The 17,667-nt window shown below is 67.0% G+C and carries 15 protein-coding genes; 9 read left to right on the forward strand and 6 right to left on the reverse strand.

Features of this window, described 5'->3' with window-relative positions:
- Positions 1–20 precede the first annotated feature (20 nt).
- The 7 genes from AB0F86_RS06720 to AB0F86_RS06750 all read left to right on the forward strand — a co-directional run bounded on the left by AB0F86_RS06720 (position 21) and on the right by AB0F86_RS06750 (position 9,017).
- Positions 21–1,094, forward strand: a complete 1,074-nt coding sequence (locus AB0F86_RS06720; protein ID WP_356982531.1) for a substrate-binding domain-containing protein — start codon at positions 21–23, stop codon at positions 1,092–1,094.
- Between the two features lie 6 nt (positions 1,095–1,100).
- Entirely contained in the window at positions 1,101–3,269 is a 2,169-nt protein-coding gene (locus AB0F86_RS06725) for an SMP-30/gluconolactonase/LRE family protein (protein ID WP_356982533.1), read from the forward strand.
- Positions 3,266–4,348 carry a hypothetical protein gene (locus AB0F86_RS06730; RefSeq protein ID WP_356982535.1) on the forward strand — a complete coding sequence of 361 codons (1,083 nt, stop codon included), beginning with the start codon at positions 3,266–3,268 and terminating at the stop codon, positions 4,346–4,348. Before AB0F86_RS06725 ends, AB0F86_RS06730 begins: the two co-directional genes overlap by 4 nt.
- 5 nt (positions 4,349–4,353) lie before the next feature.
- Entirely contained in the window at positions 4,354–5,862 is a 1,509-nt protein-coding gene (locus tag AB0F86_RS06735) for a sugar ABC transporter ATP-binding protein (RefSeq protein WP_356982537.1), read from the forward strand.
- 51 nt (positions 5,863–5,913) lie between these two features.
- Positions 5,914–6,870 carry an alpha/beta hydrolase gene (locus AB0F86_RS06740; protein ID WP_243749943.1) on the forward strand — a complete coding sequence of 319 codons (957 nt, stop codon included), beginning with the start codon at positions 5,914–5,916 and terminating at the stop codon, positions 6,868–6,870.
- Between the two features lie 92 nt (positions 6,871–6,962).
- The gene (locus AB0F86_RS06745; protein WP_356982539.1) at positions 6,963–7,490 is read left to right on the forward strand and encodes a cupin domain-containing protein; all 528 of its coding nucleotides are present in this window, start codon (positions 6,963–6,965) and stop codon (positions 7,488–7,490) included.
- 171 nt (positions 7,491–7,661) lie between these two features.
- Positions 7,662–9,017, forward strand: coding sequence for an aromatic acid/H+ symport family MFS transporter (locus AB0F86_RS06750; protein ID WP_356982541.1), 1,356 nt, complete (start codon positions 7,662–7,664; stop codon positions 9,015–9,017).
- Between the two features lie 32 nt (positions 9,018–9,049).
- On the opposite strand, the gene AB0F86_RS06755 is transcribed toward AB0F86_RS06750, so the two are convergent.
- The 5 genes from AB0F86_RS06755 to AB0F86_RS06775 all read right to left on the reverse strand — a co-directional run bounded on the left by AB0F86_RS06755 (position 9,050) and on the right by AB0F86_RS06775 (position 14,977).
- The gene (locus AB0F86_RS06755) at positions 9,050–12,331 is read right to left on the reverse strand and encodes a protein kinase (RefSeq protein ID WP_356982543.1); all 3,282 of its coding nucleotides are present in this window, start codon (positions 12,329–12,331) and stop codon (positions 9,050–9,052) included.
- Positions 12,332–12,423: 92 nt separating this feature from the next.
- The gene (locus AB0F86_RS06760) at positions 12,424–12,714 is read right to left on the reverse strand and encodes a WhiB family transcriptional regulator (RefSeq protein WP_067488491.1); all 291 of its coding nucleotides are present in this window, start codon (positions 12,712–12,714) and stop codon (positions 12,424–12,426) included.
- Complete coding sequence (locus tag AB0F86_RS06765) at positions 12,711–12,920, reverse strand: hypothetical protein (RefSeq protein WP_356982546.1); 210 nt, start codon at positions 12,918–12,920, stop codon at positions 12,711–12,713. The genes AB0F86_RS06760 and AB0F86_RS06765 overlap by 4 nt, the downstream gene beginning before the upstream one ends.
- Positions 12,921–12,944: 24 nt before the next feature.
- Complete coding sequence (locus AB0F86_RS06770; protein ID WP_356982548.1) at positions 12,945–14,063, reverse strand: NDMA-dependent alcohol dehydrogenase; 1,119 nt, start codon at positions 14,061–14,063, stop codon at positions 12,945–12,947.
- 92 nt (positions 14,064–14,155) lie between these two features.
- The gene (locus tag AB0F86_RS06775) at positions 14,156–14,977 is read right to left on the reverse strand and encodes an acyl-CoA thioesterase domain-containing protein (protein WP_356982549.1); all 822 of its coding nucleotides are present in this window, start codon (positions 14,975–14,977) and stop codon (positions 14,156–14,158) included.
- 240 nt (positions 14,978–15,217) lie between these two features.
- Here AB0F86_RS06775 and AB0F86_RS06780 point away from each other — a divergent pair, with 240 nt between their 5' ends.
- Both AB0F86_RS06780 and AB0F86_RS06785 read left to right on the forward strand, forming a co-directional pair.
- Positions 15,218–15,937, forward strand: a complete 720-nt coding sequence (locus AB0F86_RS06780; protein WP_356983747.1) for a GntR family transcriptional regulator — start codon at positions 15,218–15,220, stop codon at positions 15,935–15,937.
- Positions 15,938–16,041: 104 nt separating this feature from the next.
- The gene (locus AB0F86_RS06785; protein WP_356982551.1) at positions 16,042–16,413 is read left to right on the forward strand and encodes a hypothetical protein; all 372 of its coding nucleotides are present in this window, start codon (positions 16,042–16,044) and stop codon (positions 16,411–16,413) included.
- A 75-nt stretch (positions 16,414–16,488) separates the two neighbouring features.
- On the opposite strand, the gene AB0F86_RS06790 is transcribed toward AB0F86_RS06785, so the two are convergent.
- Complete coding sequence (locus AB0F86_RS06790; RefSeq protein WP_356982553.1) at positions 16,489–17,640, reverse strand: beta-propeller fold lactonase family protein; 1,152 nt, start codon at positions 17,638–17,640, stop codon at positions 16,489–16,491.
- Positions 17,641–17,667 lie beyond the last annotated feature (27 nt).

Below are 17,667 nucleotides of genomic sequence, written 5' to 3' on the forward strand. Positions count from 1 at the left end.
CTCACAAGGAGTCTTCAACGATGAAGAAGAAGATGATCGCCCTCGCCCTCGCCTCGGTCTCGGCCGTCGTACTCGCGGGCTGTTCCACCGGCGCTCGAACCTCGTCCACCGGACCGGCGGGCGGTGAGGGCCAGGCGTTCGGTGAGAACGTGCAGCTGTTCGACGCGACGCAGAAGGTGCACGAGTCGATGCAGGGCAAGCGGGTCGCCTTCGTCCCGATCCTGTACAAGGGCTACAACCTGACGATGAACTGGGGCGCATCGATGGAGCGTGCCTTCGGCAATCTCGGCGCCGACTTCCAGATCCACGACCCCAATTTCGACACCGACAAGATGACCAGGATCATCAGCGATCTGATCGCCCGCAAGGCCGTCGACGTGCTGATCCTGCACAATCCCGACGTCGGTGTGCTGTCCAAGCAGATCGAGGACGCCCAGCGAGCGGGCATCTACACGGTGGTGGTCAACATGATCTCGAGCCGCCTCGGCGACGCCTACATCGGTGTCGACAACCTCGCCGCCGCCGAGGACATCGCCCAGCGCGCCGTGCAGGACTGCGAAAAGCGCGGCGCCCCCAAGCGATTGGCGATCATCGACGGTCCAGGCAACGACGCGGCCTCGCTGTTGTGGTCGAAGGGGGTGCACAACGTGCTCGACCCGGCAGGCTTCGAGGTGGTGACCACCGCGCACACCCAGTGGCAGAACTCGCTCGCGCAACAGGCCGCCGAGTCGATCATCCAGCAGCAGAAGAACAACTTCTGCGGATTCCTGGTGACCTACGACCTCAACTCCGTTGCCGTCGGGGACGCCGTGCAGAGCGCGGTCTCGCGCGGTGTGATCCCCGCCGATTCCCTCGGCACGTACACGATGGCCGCCGACACCGTGTGGTGCGACGCCCTGCGCGCGGGCAAGGTGACGGCCTCGGCCTCCTACGACGTCCAAGGTGTCGGCACCGCCGCGGTGGTCACGACCCAGCAGTTGATCCAGACCGGCGCCCCGGCGGGTAGCAGTCACACCGTCGCGTTCGTGCCGCACACCATCGTGGATCGCGCGAACGTCGACAACACCACCATCGCCTGCTACAAGGGGCAGTGAGCGGCGATGACACTGCAATCACGCTCGCGGGGAGTCGATGCCTTCCCCCTGACCGGCGGGAAGTGGCGTGATCGGCTCGCGCCTGCCAGAACCCTGTCGGATCTGTTCGAGAAGCGCTGGATGGAGGGCGCGGTTCCGCTGGCCCTCGCCCTGCTGCTCAGCCTGCTGTTCGTCCTGTTTACCCCGGTGGGTCCGGCCGACACCCCGATCATCATGGACGAGGTGTCGGAGAAGGGGCTGCTCGCCATCGGGCTCACCGTGGTGCTGGTCTGCGGTGGCATCGACCTGTCGATCGGTTCGATGGTCGGCCTGACCGCGATCGGCGCGATGGTCGCCTCCCGTGCCTGGGACTGGCCGATGGCCCTCGTCGCACCGGGCGCGGTGGTGTTCGGTGCGCTGCTGGGCAGTGTGAACGGCTACTTCATCGCCTATCGCAAGATGCGGCCGTTCATCACGACGCTGGTTACCCTGGTCGCGTTCGGTGGTGCGGCCGCCGCCTTGCAGTCGGCGTTCAGTTTCGAACTGAGCATGCCCAAGCCCGATATCGTCTGGGACTTCCTCGGTGAGGGCAGCATCGCGCTGATCCCCACCGGCTGGTGCTTCTTCGGGTGCGTACTGATCGCCGTGCATGTCGGCCTCACCCGGTCGCGGTGGGGCTGGTGGGTCGCGGCGGTCGGCAGTGATCGGCGTTCGGCGCGGCGCAACGGCATTCCAGTCGACCGGGTCACCTTCTTCGTCTACGTCCTGTCGGGGGCGCTGGCCGGGTTGGCCGCCCTGCTCACCTCGGCCAGGGTCGGGCGCACCGACCCGGACGTCGGCCAGGGCTGGGAGATCATCGCCCTGACCGCCGTGGTGCTCGGTGGTGTCAGCCTCAAGGGCGGACGCGGATCGGTCCTGCGGGCGACCGTCGGAATCATCGTGGTGCAGGTGATCCAGCAGGCCACCGTGGCCTTGCGGCTCGAAGGGTCCTACTACACGGTCGTTCTCGCCACCGCACTGCTCGTCTTCGCGGTGCTCGACCTGCAGTGGGGCAAATACCGGCAGCGCACCGCCGACAAGCTCAAGATCGATCCGGGCCGGATCACCCTCGGCCCGCTCATCGACGTCACCGAGCCGGGCACGGTGTGGACGATCAACAACAGGACCACCGACGCACCCCCGATCGGTCTCGGCAAGATCGAAGGCGCCGAGGACTGCGCGGTCGACCCAGAGGGCAATGTCTACTGCGGTGATCGTCGAGGCTGGGTGTGGCGGTTCGCCGCCGACAACCCTGATGAGGGCGAGATTTTCGCTCGCACAGGCGGTTTCCCCCTCGGGCACGGGTGGGACCAGGACGGCCAGTTGCTCGTCGCCGTCGGTGGTATGGGCATCTACCGGATCTCCCCGGACGGCGAATCCGAGCCGATCGCCACCAAGGTCAGACGCAGTCGTTTCTCCCTGCTCGACGATTCGGCCTTGCGCGCGGTCGACGACCTGGACGTGGCGCCGGACGGTTCGATCTACGTCTCGGACTTCTCGACACGAACCAATGCCGCCGAATATCTGGTGGAACTGGTGGAATCGCGGGCAAACGGCCGCGTGGTCCGCATCGACCCCGACGGTGGCACCGAGGTGGTGGTGTCGAACAGCGTGTTTCCCAACGGCATCTGCACCTCCCACGACGGCCAGTCGATCCTCATCGCCAGCACCGGTCTGTGCCGGGTGGACCGGCTCTGGATCGCCGGACCCAAGCAGGGACAGCTGGAACCGGTGCTGGAGAACCTGCCCGGCAACCCCGACAACCTCAACCGCTCCTCCGACGGCAACTACTGGCTGCCGTTCGTGTCGATGCGCACGCCGATGTCGGACCTGCTCAACCGCTACCCGGCGGTGCGCAGGCGGATGACCAAGGAGGTCCCGCTCGACAGCTGGGTAGTACCGCAGCTGAACGTGTCGTGCGTCATGAAGTTCAACGATCGTGGCGAAGTCCTTCAGGTGCTGTGGGATTCGTCGCTGGCGAACTATCCGATGGTGACCGCGGTCAAGGAGCGGGCCGGCCAGCTGTATCTGTGCGGTGTCAGCAACAACCGCATCGGTCGACTCACCCTCGACCCGAGCGAGGTCGGAACGATCGATCCGGCTGCGGTTCCCGGGTTGATCGTGCCCGGCCGATCGATGGTGGAGGTACGGCGATGAACCGGACGATCAACGCCATGAAGGAATGGCTGAACCCCGACTGGGCCCGGCACCGCACGGTGCCGCCGTTCGAGGCGGGCCTGCGGCCCAACCGCCGCCTCGACGAGGGCGTGACTCTGCTGCCCGACGTCGAGTTCGAACCCGACGACGTGCGCATCCGTGACAACGGAGCAGTCGTCTTCTCCAGTGGTGACAGCATTTTCACGCTCACCGAGGGCACCGTCACGCGGCTGGTGACGCTCGGTGGGCAGGTCGGCAGTCTGTTGGTCGCCGACGATCGGGTAGTCGCCGCCGTCGAGGGCGTCGGCCTCGTGACAGTCGACGAGAGCGGAGTGGCCACCGACCTGTGCACCGATCCCGAGCTGGCCGCGTGCGTCACCGATCTGACGTTGCTGCCCGACGGCGTCGTGCTGGCGACCATCGGCTCCCGCGAGATACCGGATTGGTCCGCCGCGCTGGTCGCCGACGACCGCAGTGGGCGCATCGTCCGCGTCGACGGCTTGCACGCCGAAGTGGTCGCCGAGGGTCTCGGCTGGCCCGGCGGCATCGAAAGTGCCGGCGAGGGTGAGGTTCTGGTATCGCTGGGCTTCGACCACCGCATCGAACGCCGCACCGTGGCCGCCCCGGGCAAGTCCGGCACCGCGGTGGCGTCGAATCTGCCGGTGTATCCGGGCCGGATCGCCGCCACCACGAACGGCTGGTGGGTCGCCGCGCCGTACGCGCGCAACCGATTCACCGAATTGCTGCTCGACGAACCCGAATTGTTACGCGAGATGACCGCGACGATTCGTCAGGACCAATGGTTCGTCCCACGCCTGCGGTGTGCGGATCCCTACACCGACACCCTGCAACTGGGGCAGCTGCGCGTACACGGCGTGATCAAACCGTGGGCGCCCGCGCGCTCCTACGGTCTGGCTTTCCGGATCGATCAGCGGGGACGCATCGCCGAAAGTGTGCATTCGCGCGCGGATAGCGACCGCCACGGGGTCACCGGCGTGGTGTCACGTGACGGACGGATCGTGGTGGCGGCGCGTGGTTTCCGCAACCTGATCGAACCGCAATCAGAGAACGAAAGGTGAGTACAGTGAGCGACACCGCCGTCGCCGCCGAGCCGGTGATCCGGCTCAGCCGGATCAGCAAGCACTACAACGGAACCTACGCGCTGCGCGACGTCGACTTCGAGGTCGCGCCGGGCGAGATCCACGCCCTGCTCGGCGAGAACGGCGCGGGCAAATCCACCCTCGTGAAGGTGATCTCGGGTGCGATCGAACACGACGCGGGCACCCTGCTCGTCACCGGGCGGATGCGCAACTTCAGCACCCCGAAGGAATCGGCCGAGGCCGGGGTCGCGATGGTGTACCAGGAAGGGTCCCTCGTCGAGTCGATGACCGTGGCGCAGAACCTGTTCCTCGGTGACGAGAAGGCTTTCAACAATCTCTCCCAACTCAATGTGGTTGCGCGAGAACTATTGGAGTCACACAACTTCCACATCCGGCCGGAGGTGCCCGCTGGTGCGCTCGGCATCGCACAGAAGCAGATGGTGGAGATCGCTCGCGCGGTACACCGCGACGCCAAGGTCGTCATCCTCGACGAACCGACCGCCTCGGTGACACCGGAGGAACGACTGCAGCTGTTCCTGTCGATGCGCAGGCTGAAGAAGCAGGGCATCGGGGTCGTGTTCATCACCCATATGCTCGACGAGGCACTGGAAGAGGCCGACCGCATCACGGTCCTGCGCGACGGTGAGGTGCAGGGCACACTGGACAAACCGGCCTTCGACCGCGCCGAGGTGGTGCGGATGATGGTGGGGCGCAGCGTGGAATACCAACGGGTGCCACCGAATCGCGAGCCCGATCCGGCACCGGTGCTCGAGGTCGAGGACATCACCCTGCTTCCGGCTGTGCGCAACATGTCGTTCTCCGCGCACGCGGGGGAGATCGTCGGGATCTACGGCCTCGTCGGTGCCGGGCGAAGTGAGACGGCGATGATCGTCGCCGGGGTGACCAAGCGCCGGCGTCTACGTGGCGGCACCGTGCGACTCGACGGGCACAAGGTGCGTTTCCGGACACCGCGCCATGCCCGTCGCGCGGGCCTGGTCTACATCACCGAGGACCGCAAGTCCTCCGGCTTCTTCGGTCACTTCTCGATCGCCGACAACATCTACTTCGGGCACCTGTGCAGCGCGCCACGCCTGCCGTTGCTGGTCCGACCGGGCGAACGCAAGACCGTGGCCCAGCGCTTCGTCGAGCGGTTCCATGTGCGCACTCTGCGACCCGAGCGGGCCAAGTTGGAGGAGCTCAGTGGCGGCAACCAGCAGAAAGTTGTGCTGGCCAAAGGGCTGACCCGTCAGCCACTGGTGGCGATCATCGACGAGCCGACCCGTGGTGTCGACCTCGGGACCATCACCGAGATCCACGCGATGATCCGCGCCTTGGCCGACGACGGTGTCGCGGTGATCGTGATCTCGTCCTATCTGCCGGAGATCCGGGCCCTCTCGGACCGGATCCTGGTAGCCAAGCAGGGCAGCATCGTGGCCGAGTTCGATCCGGCCGAGGCCGACGACGCGAAGCTGATGTTCGCCGCGGTGCACTGAGGGGGAAGGATCCTTCCCAGGAACAGAGTCGTCCTGCCAGGGACTTTCCGGATGACGAAGACTGATGTCATCCGGAAAGAACCCCGACGAGCCGAGGACATCATCGTGCAGCACATCGACTTCCCGAACGCCACGGTCACCATGGCGGGCGACCTGTACCTGCCCGAGAACTTCTCCGTCGACCGGTACTACCCGGCGATCGTGTGCGTTCATCCGGGCGGGGGCGTGAAGGAGCAGACCGCCGGTCTGTACGCGCGGAAGCTGGCCGCCGAGGGCTTCGTCGCCCTTGCCTTCGACGCCTCCCACCAGGGGGAGAGCGGCGGGATTCCGCGCCGACTGGAAGACCCGTTCGCGCGGGTCGAGGACATCCGCGCCGCGGTGGACTACGTCTCGACCCTCGACTTCGTCGATGCCGCCCGGATCGGCGCGTTCGGTGTGTGCGCCGGGGGCGGTTACGCGATCGACGCCACCAAGTCCGACCGCCGGATCAAGGCCGTCGGCACGGTGAGCCCGGTCGACATCGGCGCCACCTTCCGGCGCGGCTGGGACGGCTCGTTGCCGCTGGAAACACAGCTCGCCACGCTGGACGCCGTCGCGGGGCAGCGCGCAATCGAAGCCGCGGGCGGGGAGATCGCCGAGGTCACCTACGTGCCCGAAACCCTTGACGACACAACCCATCCCGACATGATCGAAGCGCACGAGTACTACCGCACCCAGCGCGCGCAGCACCCCAACTCCGACAACCGGATGCTGTTCACCGCCAGCGTCACCCGGATCTTCGACTACGACGCCTTCGCCGGTGCCGAGTTCCTGACCCAGCCGGTGCTGCTGATCGCCGGCTCGGCCGCCGGTTCGCTGTGGCAGGCCGATGCCCTGCACAAGCGCCTGCCGGAGAACACCGACCTCGTGCTGGTCGAAGGCGCGGGTCACGTGGGTCTCTACGACCGCCCTGAGTACGTCGACCAGGCCATGGCCGCCCTGACCCCCTTCTTCGCGACCAACCTCTGATCAGCGCCCACCCTATCGAAGATTTGATATGGAATATATTATTAGGGAATGTGACGGGCGTCTTGTCCGTCCGGACCGAAAGGGTGGCATCCATGACCAGTGAGCATCTCGGCAAAACCGCACGACGCGTGATCGCGGGCCTCGACGGCGACGGCAAGTCGACGATCGTCGTCGACGAGGGCACCGCCACGCGCATCGCCCTGCCCGCGTTCACAGTGAACGACGTGTGGCGGGTCGACGCATTGCCCGCCGACATGGCCGACGGCGACACGCTCGGTTCCGAGGTGGAGCTGGATCCGCCCGCCGCGGGCGTGGTGGTGCGCCTTGCGACCTTCCCGCCCGACAGCGAGATCGACCCGGCGGTATACGCGGAATCGATCGGCAACCTGCACGGCGAGGACGCCAAGGCCGAGGACGACGCGATCGTCGGCCTGCATGCCACCGAGACCGTCGACATCGCCACCATCATCGACGGCGAGATCTACGCGATCTACGAAACGGGGGAGACCCTGCTTCGCGCGGGCGACACCGTGATCAACCGCGGGATCAAGCACGCCTGGAGCAACCGGACCGACAAGCCGGTGACCATGGTGGCGGTCATGCTGCCAGGTAAGCGCTGACGGCTGAACAGCGCCGGCTACAAGGCCTGGGAACCTCCGACGGTCCCAGGCCTTTGTTGTGTTCACGCACGAGCTGGTCGCTGAAAGAGTATTCCGGATCATATATTGTGCGATATTGTGATCCACGTCGCACGGCGGTGTCGCTGTGGCAGAACGTCGAAGGAGTACGAAATGGATGGTCCGGCCCCGCGCAAACGAAGTGGCCTCGTCGTGGTCATGCTCTGTTTTCTGACGATCGTGGCCGACGGCTACGACCTCATCGTCTACGGCGCCACCGTGCCGAGCCTCCTGGACGAACCGGGTTGGGGGATGTCGGCGAGCACCGCGGGCTTGATCGGCAGCTGGACCCTGGTCGGTCTGATGGTCGGCTTCCTGCTCGCCGGCCCACTGGCCGACCGCATCGGACGCCGCAAAGTAATGATGGCGGGTGTCGTCTGGTTCTCCACCGGATGCGCGATCTGCGCGGTCGCCACGTCGCCCGAATTCCTCGGCGCCGCTCGGTTCTTCACCGGCATCGGCCTCGGCGGCGTCGTCCCTTCGGCTGTCGCCCTGACGATGGAGTTCGCGCCGCGCAATCGCAGGCAGATCTACAACGGCATGATGCTGACCGGTTACTCCTTCGGCGGCATCATCGCCGCCCTGGTCGCGATCGCCTTGCTCCCCGACAACAGCTGGCGCGTGCTCTACGGTGTGGGCGCGCTGTGTGTGATCGTGGTCCCCGCCATGTACTTCTGGTTGCCGGAATCGGTGAACTCGCTGGTCGCTCGCGGGAAGGACGCCGAGGCTGCCGAGCTGGCCGGTGCCTACGGACTCGACATCGACGCGATTCGCGCCGAACAGCGAATCCAGGTCGACACAGCCTCGAGCACCGACAGCGCGAGCGGGCTGCGCATGCTCCTCACCCGCCGGTACCTGCCATCGCTGCTGCTGTTCGTCCTGGTCTGCGTCTGCGCCCAGGTGATCACCTACGGTCTGAACACGTGGTTGCCGGTGCTGATGCGCGAGGCAGGCTACCCACTCGGCTCCTCGCTGCAATTCCTGCTGGTCTTGCAGGTCGGTGCCATCATCGGCATGATCGGCGGTTCGATGCTCGCCGACCGGTACGGCTCACGGCGGATCCTGGTTCTGTTCTTCCTCATCGGCGCGGTGTCGCTGCTCGCGCTGAGTCGCAAACTCGACACCGCGGTGTTGATGGTCGCGGTAGCAGGCGCGGGGCTGGGGTCCATCGGCAGCAGTTCGCTCGCCTACGGCTACGTCGCGGCCAAATACCCTGCCTCGTGCCGGGGTTCGGCGGTGGGCGCCAGCATGGGGCTCGGCCGCGTGGGCTCCATCCTCGGTCCGTCGATCGGTGGCTGGGTCGTCGGCTCCTCGCTGGGCAGCCACTGGAATTTCTACGCCTTCGCGATCCCCGCGCTGATCGCCGCCGTCGTCGTGATCCTGATGCCCGCTTCGACGGTCGACGACGAGGTTGCGCAGGTACGGGCCCCTGAAACAGACCCGGGCGGGGTCGTCGAACCGGCCCGCTAGCTTCAGGTTTCCCGTCCGGCACAGCTCGGTCGTCACAACGCGTCGGCGGGCAGACGGGTCAGGCCGAGCCGGGTGCATTGCAACAGCAACGGTGACAGAGTGTGTTCGGCCTCGTCCCGGCGCCCGGCCCGCCGCAGCGCGGAACCCACCAGCAATCCGACGCGCAAGCTCGCCAGCGGACGACGGTCCGCGTGCATGCTCGCGAGCAGGAGTTCGGCTCGTGCCAGCGCACGTTCGTGTTCGCCGGCCTCCGACAGCAATCGGATGGCTGAGTCCTCGTCGAATTCGTCGATGGCGGCGACGATTCCGTCCTCGTGCCGGACCGTGCGTGGTGCCAGCAGGGCGTCGGCGATTCGCGGGTCCAGATCGAAGCCCGCGCGGACCTGTTCGTTGCGGAGACGAGCGGTCAGCCGAGGCAGCTCGAGGCGCTCGGCGACGGACAGGCCTTCTGCCAGGAGTTCGCGCGCGCCCACGTGATCGCCGCGCAGGGACCGCGCCCGCGCACCTGTCCCATAGGTGGCCAGCATGAAGTCCACCCCACCGCCGCCTTCGGTCGACAGTTCCCTGCTCGCCGTGAGCAGATCCACGGCTGCGTCGAGATCGCCTGTCTCATAACGCAGCTCACCGAGTAGTGCCCCGGCCAAGCGGGTGGCGTGCGCCGCCGGGCCCATCGTGGCCAGTGCGGTGTCGAGTGCGACGGTGAAAAGCTCCTCGGCGCCGGCGATGTCGAGCTGTTCGAGGGCCGCGAGACCGGCGAAACAGCGACCGTAGACGGACAGGAACGGGCCGGTCGCCTCGTGGTACGGCGCCGCCCAGAGTTGCCGTCGCCGCGCCTCGTCGAAGTCGAAGCGATGGATCGCGGCGAAGGTGGCGATATTGGCGGCCACGCCCGGAATCCGGGGAGAGAAGTCGTCGGGACGGGTCAGCGCCTGCCCGATCAGCCCGTCCAGTGCCGATACCCGGTCGGCGAACATCTCGCGGACACTGATCGCGACGTCTGCTTCGGCCCGTAGATCGGCACGGTCGGCTTCGTCGACGCAGTCCAGGGCCGCCTCGAAACGGGCCAGGTATGCCTCGGTGGCCGCAGGCCTGCGCAGAACCAGGTTCACCCACACCCCGAACAGCTGGATCCGCGGTCTCGTGCGGCACACATTCGCGGGAAGTTTGGCCAGAATCCCCTGCAGCATCACCATTCTGGACCGTTCCAGCAGATAGCCCGCGCCCTCCTCGACGAGCTCGGCCGCGCGGCCGGGGTCTTCGGCGGCGAGAGCGTGTTCGACGGCGTCGTTGAGCAGATGACGGCGGGCGAACCACTGCGCGGCCCGCAGCCGCAGCCCAGCGATTTGTCCCGGCCGGTCCTGGGTCAGTCTGCGGCACAGGTAACCGGCGAAGAGCTGGTGGTAGCGGTACCACTCGCTGCCGGGGCCGGTCGGCAGGAGAAACAATCCACGTTCGGCGAGGTCGGCGAGCACTTCGGCGGCATCGGCGTGGCCGGTCAACGCTGCGGCCAGGCTGCCGCAGATCCGCTCGCAAATCGAGGTCGTCATGAGGAAGTCGAGCGTTTCCGGGTCGAGGGCATCGAGCACGTTCTCGGCCAGGAACGCACCGATATCAGGGTGGGTGGCGAGGCTACCGAGTAGCTGCCCGGTGTCCTCGCCCGCGCGCAACGACAGCACCACGAGTTGTAACGCGGCGATCCACCCGTCGGTGGCCCGGGTCAGCGCGAGGACTTCCTCCGCGTCCAGGTGCACATCATCGGCGTCGTCGAGGAAGTGGCGGACTTCGTCGGCGTCGAAACGCAAAGTGGCGGCGTCGATCTCGGTGAGCTCACCGTACATGCGCAGTCGGCTGACCGGCAGGTCCGGACTCGCGGTGGTGGTGACGACGAGCGGCAGATGATGGCAGCCGTGCTCGAGCAGGAACCGGATGGCCGCCACCGAGCCGGCGCCGGTGACGCGCTGCCAGTCGTCGAGGAACAGGGTGACCCGCCGGTCGCGGGCGTGCAGACCGTCGACGAGCCCCGTGAGGACAGCGCGGGCCGGATCGTCGGGGTCGGCCTCGAGCAGACGATCGAGGTCGTCGGCGAGATCGGGAACCGCGGAACGGACAGCCTCGACGAGGTGGGCCAGAAACCAGGCGACGTTGTCGTCGTCCTCGTCGACGGTGAGCCAGGCAACGGCGGCGCCGTGTTCGACGAGCTCGTCGTGCCATTGCGCGGCGAGCGTGGTCTTCCCGAAACCGCTGGGTGCGTGAATGGTGGTGAGCCTGGTGTGTTCACACGTACGCAGCCGCTCGAGCAGCCGCATACGGGCCAGCGTCGCACGCGCCGGGGTCGGCGGGCGGTACTTGGTGGCCGGAGTCGGTGGGGCAGTGGTCCGTTCCTTCGATCGCGGTACCGTCGCCGCCGCCTGTGGTGGCGGGCTCGGAACCCGAAGCACATCCACGGGTGCACCCGTGGCCCGTTGCGCCGCACACAGTTCCGCGCCGAAATCGGCGGCATCGGCGGGTCGCTCGGCTGGGTCGGGGGCCATCGCGTGCTCGATCACCGACCGGACCGCCGCAGGCACATCCCGGCTGGTGAAATCGGGGCCGGGTTGCTGGGAAACCCGCAGGAATCGGGACACAACCTGCTCACCTTCGCGACGCTCGTAGGCGACATGTCCGGTGAGCGCGCAGAAGAGTGTGGCGCCGAGACTGTACACATCCGTGGCAGGGGTGGCCGAAGCGCCGCGCAGCACTTCGGGCGCGGCGAACGCGGGGGAGGCGCTCACCACGCCCGTGGTCGTGTGGAATCCGCCTTGGACTCTAGCGATGCCGAAATCGGTGAGTTCCGGCTCGTTGTAGTCGCTGATCAGAATGTTGGCGGGCTTCACATCACGGTGCAAGATGCCCGCCCGATGCGCCGATTCCAGCGCTCCGGCCATCTTCACACCGAGCCGCAGCGTCGCCGCCCAGTCGAGCGGACCGACGGTGTGGATGCGCTGTTCGAGCGACCCACGCGCGTGGTAGGGCATGACCAGGTAGGGATGCCCGCCACGGGTGGTGCCCGCGTGGAAAACGGCGACGATGTTCGGATGACCCGAGAGCCTGCCCATCGCCTGCTGTTCCCGCACGAAACGCTGCAATCCGTCGGGGTCGAGCTCAGCGGTGAGTACCTTCACAGCGACCACCCGATCCAGCTCCGGCTGGGCGCACCGGTACACGACTCCGAAACCGCCGCGCCCGATCTCCTCGGCGTCTTCGAAGCCCGCAGCGGCCAGCTCCGCGGGAATTCCCGAAGCGGAACTGCGCTGCGTCGACTCGATGTCGGCCATTTCGGCTCGATTCGGTACTGCTCAGGTCGCGGTGCGCGGGTGCGCTCGCCTCTACCGAGAATAGCCCTGTCGATGCCGGTGTTCGACTGGCGTCAAAGGCGTTTCGACCAGTAGTGCACCCAGCGGTACTTGGCTCGTTCTCTCGGCGTCATTCCACCCCAGATGCCGTGCGGTTCGTTGGTGGTGACCGCGTGGTCCCGGCAATGGGTCAGGACTGGGCAGTCCGCGCAGACCTTCTTGGCGGCAAGCACCTTTCGCGATTCCTGGCCCGTGTCGTAGAAGTCGTTCACGTCGTAGGCGCGGCAGGTGGCATACATCTGCCAGGCCCAGGCTTCCGCGCGCGGCGGGGGAAGGCGCAAAGACTTCTCGCCCGCGGGTCTCATGCCGGTTCACTCACGGTGACGGTCAGCGCGCGCCGGTGAGCGGCCGCGGCGAGCTCACGTTCGCGCGCGCTGTCGGGTCCACCGAGACCGGCCAGGTGGTCGTGCAACCGTGCCTTCGCCGCGTACCAGGCGGCCAGCGCTTGCGCATCCGCGCCGGGGGCGGGGCGGGTCAGGCACAATGCGGTCATTTCGATCAGCACGTTCATGATCGGTCCTTCGACTTGCCGGGATCAGTCGTAGACGACGACACCCCGCAGGTTCCGCCCGGCGTTCATGTCGGCGAAGCCCTGCGTGATGTCGTCGAGGGAGTAGCGGGTGGTGACGAGTTCGTCGAGTTTCAGCGAGCCCTGCTGATACATCGCCAGCTGTGCCGGGATGTCGGCGGTGGGCGAGCTCGCGCCGAACAGTGAGCCTTGCAGGCGCTTCTGGTACAGCGTGAGTTCGTGCAGGTTGATGTCGCCCGCGCCGACGGTGGCGTCGCCGAGCCCGACGGCGACACAGGTGCCTGCCTTGCGCACGGCGCTCAGCGCCTGCCCCACATGGCGACCGGTGGTGATTCCGACCGTCACGATCGAGGAGTCGGCGCCCTGGCCGTTGGTCATCGAGCGGGCGAGTTCGGCCGCCTCCTCGATGTCGGCCACGGCGTGAGTGGCGCCGAGCTTCAGTGCGGAATCGCGCTTGAACGGCACGGGGTCGACCGCGATGACCGCGCCGGCGCCTGCGTGTGCGGCACCCTGCACGGCATTGATCCCGATGCCGCCGATGCCCATGACGATCACGACGTGCCCCGGCTTCACCTCGGCCGAGTTCACCGCCGCACCCCAACCGGTGCCGACACCGCAGCCGGTGAGGCAGGCGATATCGAGCGGGATCGACGGATCGATCTTGATCGCCGAGACAGCGGAAACGGTGGTGTATTCGCAGAAGGTACCGAGTCCGGCGAGCTGACCGACGGGTGCGCCGTCGAGCGAGAGCCGATACGACGTGGGGTCGTCGAAACGCGCGCCCGTGGCCAGGAACGCGCCGAGGTCACACAGGTTCTGGTGGCCGTGCGCGCACCACCGGCAGCGGCCGCACACCGGAAGGAAAGAAAAGACCACGTGGTCACCTTCGGCGAAGCCCTTGGTGCCCGGTCCGACGGCCTCGACGACACCGGCGCCCTCGTGCCCGCCCGCGAGAGGCAGAATGCCCGGCGTCTGCGTACCGACCGCGAAATGGTCGTCGGAATGGCACAAGCCCGCCGCGGCCATCTTGACCCGGATCTCACCGGGACGGGGGTCCTCGATGTCGAGTTCGACGATCTCGTAGGCGCCCGGTGTCTGCCGAAGCACCGCGCCCCGGGTCAGCACGAGGTGGCCTTGTCGTCGGTGTTCGCCCAGCGGATCATCGGTGCACTCCTTCACGAGTCTTTGATTCAGCATAATATATTCTGCGACCTGCGTCACGCGATCGGTCGGAAACTCCGCACGTCGACGGCTCGATGCGCGTCGGCCAGCGCGCACAAAGTCACGGTGCCGAAGACGCCCACCCGGTCGAAGGCGACCGCGGTGCCGACCGAGATTCCCGCCTCTTCGATTCGCTGGGTGGTGGCGAAACCGACGGCCGGCCCCACCGGCAGGCGGCCCAGGGCCAGCGAGACGTCGGCATTGATGAACTCCAGTCCGTTGCCGCCGAGGTTGACCGCCACATTCACCACGTCGGCAACGCCTGCGGCCAGCTGGAACGGCGTGGTCGGTTCGTCCTCGACCACGGGAATCTGCTCGTGCCAGATCGTATTGCGAGCGTCGTTGGTGGATCGGTCCGCGTCGCCCCATCCGGTCTCCTCGGTGAAGTAGAGCCGGTGCTGGGCTTCGACCAGCGCGGTTCCGGGTGGTGGCGGCTCCGGTCGCGTACCGCCGGACCAGACCGCACCCGGTGGGCTCTGACCGGGTGCCAGCCACAGCGCCGAAGCCCGGGCGACGGGCCGCCCGTCCTGTTCGAGCACCGTGTCGATCAAGCACAATCTCTTGCCTTCCCGGACGACGGTTGCCGAGGCGGTACACGGGCGTAACCGTGCGGGACGGAAGAGGTCGACGGTCCACCGCACCGGCGCCAGGTCGGTGCGCCCGAGGGTGTCGACCTGCTGCTCGGCGGCGCGAGCCAGTGCCGAACTCACCGCGAGCCCACGCATGTGCTCCTGGCCCCACCCGCTCGCGGCCTCGGCCTGGGGGACGAGCTCGACCCCATGGCTGCTGTGCTGCGCGCGGAAGAATGCTCCGGTCATCGATGTGCCCTTCGGATCGGATAGGTCATAATATTAAATATATGATAAGGTCTTGCTCTGAACACCAAGACCTCCCGAGGTCCTTCTGATCCCCCGGGGGTCTCGGGCAAGGCGTCGGTCACCGCGCACGGCACATGGGTTTCCACCCTGCGGTGACCGACGCCGTTTTCCATGGGGGTGGTGCTGCGCGATCGCGCTTCGGGGCCGCATAATGCGTAAGTGCCGAACGACAAAGACCCTCTGGACGCCGATTCCTCACCCCGGGAGCTACCCCGCCGCGCGAATTCGCAGCGTCAGCAGTTGTCCGAAGACGTCGCGAGCTACGTGCGGGAACTGATCATCTCGGGCCGGGTTCGCTCCGGTGAGTTCCTGCGCGCGGAACCGATCGCGGAAGCGGTCGGCGTGAGCAACACGCCCGTGCGTGAGGGCCTTTTGCTGCTCAGTGGCGAGGGGTTCGTCGAACTGGTCCCGCGGCGCGGGTTCATGGTGTCGGCGTTCAGCAGGCAGGACGTACGCGACCTGTTCTGGGCACAGGCCACACTCGCGGGTGAACTGGCTTCGCGCGCGGCGAAATCCATCTCACCGCGCCAGCTCGCCCACCTCGCCGAGGTGGTCGCCGAGCACGAACAGGCGGTAGCCGACGGAGCCGATCTCGACCGCATCGTCGCGCTCGGCCACGAATTCCATCGCACCGTGAACTTGGCCGCGGATTCCCGCAGGCTCGCGCTGTTGTTGCGCTCGATCGTCAAGCAGTTGCCCAACCGGTTCTACGGCAATATCGAGGGCCATGCCAACGAGTCTCTCGATTTCCATCCCGCCATTCTCGAGGCGCTGCGCAAGCGCCGCGCGAAGACGGCGAGCAGCCTGATGCGCGATCACATCATGTCCGGCGCCGACGAACTCATCGCCATGCTGGAGAAGCAGGGCATGTGGTCCACCCCGGAGAAGTCCACAGCCTAGGTCGCAGTGTCCAGAAAGTTGGACACTCGGTGCGCCGGTTCGCACGCAGCATGGGGGAGCAGGACCTCACTGCAGAGAACCGGACAGGAAGGCACCGTTCAACGATGAGCACCACCCCCGATCAGGCCACCAAAGATCTCGCGGACAACTGGGTCAAGGCCCTCACGAACATTGATCTCTTCAAGGAGATCAGCCATGACGATTGCCTCGTGTGGCACAGCTCCGACGACAAGTGGGTCACCGTGGCCGACGCGGTCGCGGCCGTGTACGAGCGTTCCGCGGGCGGTGCCGTTCCGACCTTCGTCTCCCTCGGGGTCACCTACACCGAGCACGGGTTCTTTCACGAGTGCACCACCGAGGTATCGATCGGCGGTCAGGAGATGAAGCTGCACTTGCTGCAGAATGTCGAGGTGCGCGACGGCAAGGCCGCGCGGGTCCGTGAGTACATCGGCCCGGAAATGGGCGTCCAGCCCTGATCCCGAAGCCGGGAGCTTCGCGCTGAGGGCCGGTGTCGTGACCGAAATGGTCATGACACCGGCCCTTTCGTTCGTCTAGGGGGTGATGGCGACCACGGGCCCGTCGGACATGACCACACCGGTGTCGACCGAAGGCCGTCCGGACGGTGCGAGGCTGCCGTCGTCACGGATCGTGTAGCTGTGCACCCGCGTCGTCACCTGCGCGGTGAGCACATCGATGAGATACAGCGTCTTGCCGTCGGGATGCAGGGCCACTTGACCCGGCAGGGTGGCCGCGGGCGCCGCGTACGGTGAACCGGGAAGTTCGGTCAGTCGTCCGTCCGGGTGCAGGTCGAAGCCGGCGATCGACTGGCCCATGGCGTTGGGGACGTACAGGCGGGTGTTGTCGGCGGTCACCACCGCGCCGTGCGGAACGCCGTGGGTCGGGTAGGGCGAGCCGGGTGTCGGTGTCAGCTGCCCGTCGTCACCGATCGCGAAGCCGGACAGATCGAAACCGAATTCGTTGCTCACGTAGAGGTATCGCCCGTCCCGGCTGAGGCCGGGGGCGACGGGACCGAGTTTCACCTCGATGGCGCCGAGCGGGGTCATCGTGCCGTCCGGCGAGATCGCGTAATTGGACATGGTGTTGCCGAGGTAGGTGACCACCCGCAGGAACCGTCCGCTCGGGTCGACTGCCGCCATACCGACCGCGCTGAACCCGTCGACCGGAACCGTCGGCGCTCCGGTGGGAACGAGCGCGCCCGAGGGCGTCACCGCGAACGACTCGACGTGGCCCGGCGCCCCGCCGACCACGACGAACAACTGTTTGCCGTCCGGGCTGAGTGTCGCGGCGGTGGGTGGCCCGCCGACGGTGATGTCAGCGCCCGCAACCGGATGCAGGCTCCCGTTGTCGTCCAGGCGGTATCCGGAGACGCCGAAGTCGCCGGCGTGGGGGACGTAGACAGTGCGGCCGTCCGGGGCGAGTACCAGCGACAGGACGCCGAAACCGGTGGGGAACGGACTGTTCGGCACACTCGCCAACGTTCCGTCGTCGGCCACGCGCAGGACGCTGATGCCCATCGACGCGGTGCCCGCGACCATCAGGAAGCGGGAAGTGGCGGCCGCGGCCGGGCCGGGCGCAGCACTCCAGCCGACCACTGCGAGCAGCATGGCGATGAAAGCCAGTGCGGCGCAACGGAGTATACGACTCACGGGGCCGGATCGGGAGGGGAGGGAAAGGGAAGTCATCGGTGATCTCCTCGATGAGATTCGGAG

The organism is Nocardia sp. NPDC023733, assembly GCF_040639775.1.
GTDB classification, from domain to species: domain Bacteria; phylum Actinomycetota; class Actinomycetes; order Mycobacteriales; family Mycobacteriaceae; genus Nocardia; species Nocardia rosealba.

Coding starts and splice junctions, on each gene's coding strand:
- AB0F86_RS06760 (WP_067488491.1), bottom strand. CDS start 12,714: ATGAGACCCGCGGGCGAGAAGTCTTTGCGCCTTCCCCCGCCGCGCGCG.
- AB0F86_RS06740 (WP_243749943.1), top strand. CDS start 5,914: ATGACGAAGACTGATGTCATCCGGAAAGAACCCCGACGAGCCGAGGAC.
- AB0F86_RS06730 (WP_356982535.1), top strand. CDS start 3,266: ATGAACCGGACGATCAACGCCATGAAGGAATGGCTGAACCCCGACTGG.
- AB0F86_RS06755 (WP_356982543.1), bottom strand. CDS start 12,331: ATGGCCGACATCGAGTCGACGCAGCGCAGTTCCGCTTCGGGAATTCCC.
- AB0F86_RS06790 (WP_356982553.1), bottom strand. CDS start 17,640: ATGACTTCCCTTTCCCTCCCCTCCCGATCCGGCCCCGTGAGTCGTATA.
- AB0F86_RS06765 (WP_356982546.1), bottom strand. CDS start 12,920: ATGAACGTGCTGATCGAAATGACCGCATTGTGCCTGACCCGCCCCGCC.
- AB0F86_RS06775 (WP_356982549.1), bottom strand. CDS start 14,977: ATGACCGGAGCATTCTTCCGCGCGCAGCACAGCAGCCATGGGGTCGAG.
- AB0F86_RS06745 (WP_356982539.1), top strand. CDS start 6,963: ATGACCAGTGAGCATCTCGGCAAAACCGCACGACGCGTGATCGCGGGC.
- AB0F86_RS06750 (WP_356982541.1), top strand. CDS start 7,662: ATGGATGGTCCGGCCCCGCGCAAACGAAGTGGCCTCGTCGTGGTCATG.
- AB0F86_RS06725 (WP_356982533.1), top strand. CDS start 1,101: ATGACACTGCAATCACGCTCGCGGGGAGTCGATGCCTTCCCCCTGACC.
- AB0F86_RS06785 (WP_356982551.1), top strand. CDS start 16,042: ATGAGCACCACCCCCGATCAGGCCACCAAAGATCTCGCGGACAACTGG.
- AB0F86_RS06720 (WP_356982531.1), top strand. CDS start 21: ATGAAGAAGAAGATGATCGCCCTCGCCCTCGCCTCGGTCTCGGCCGTC.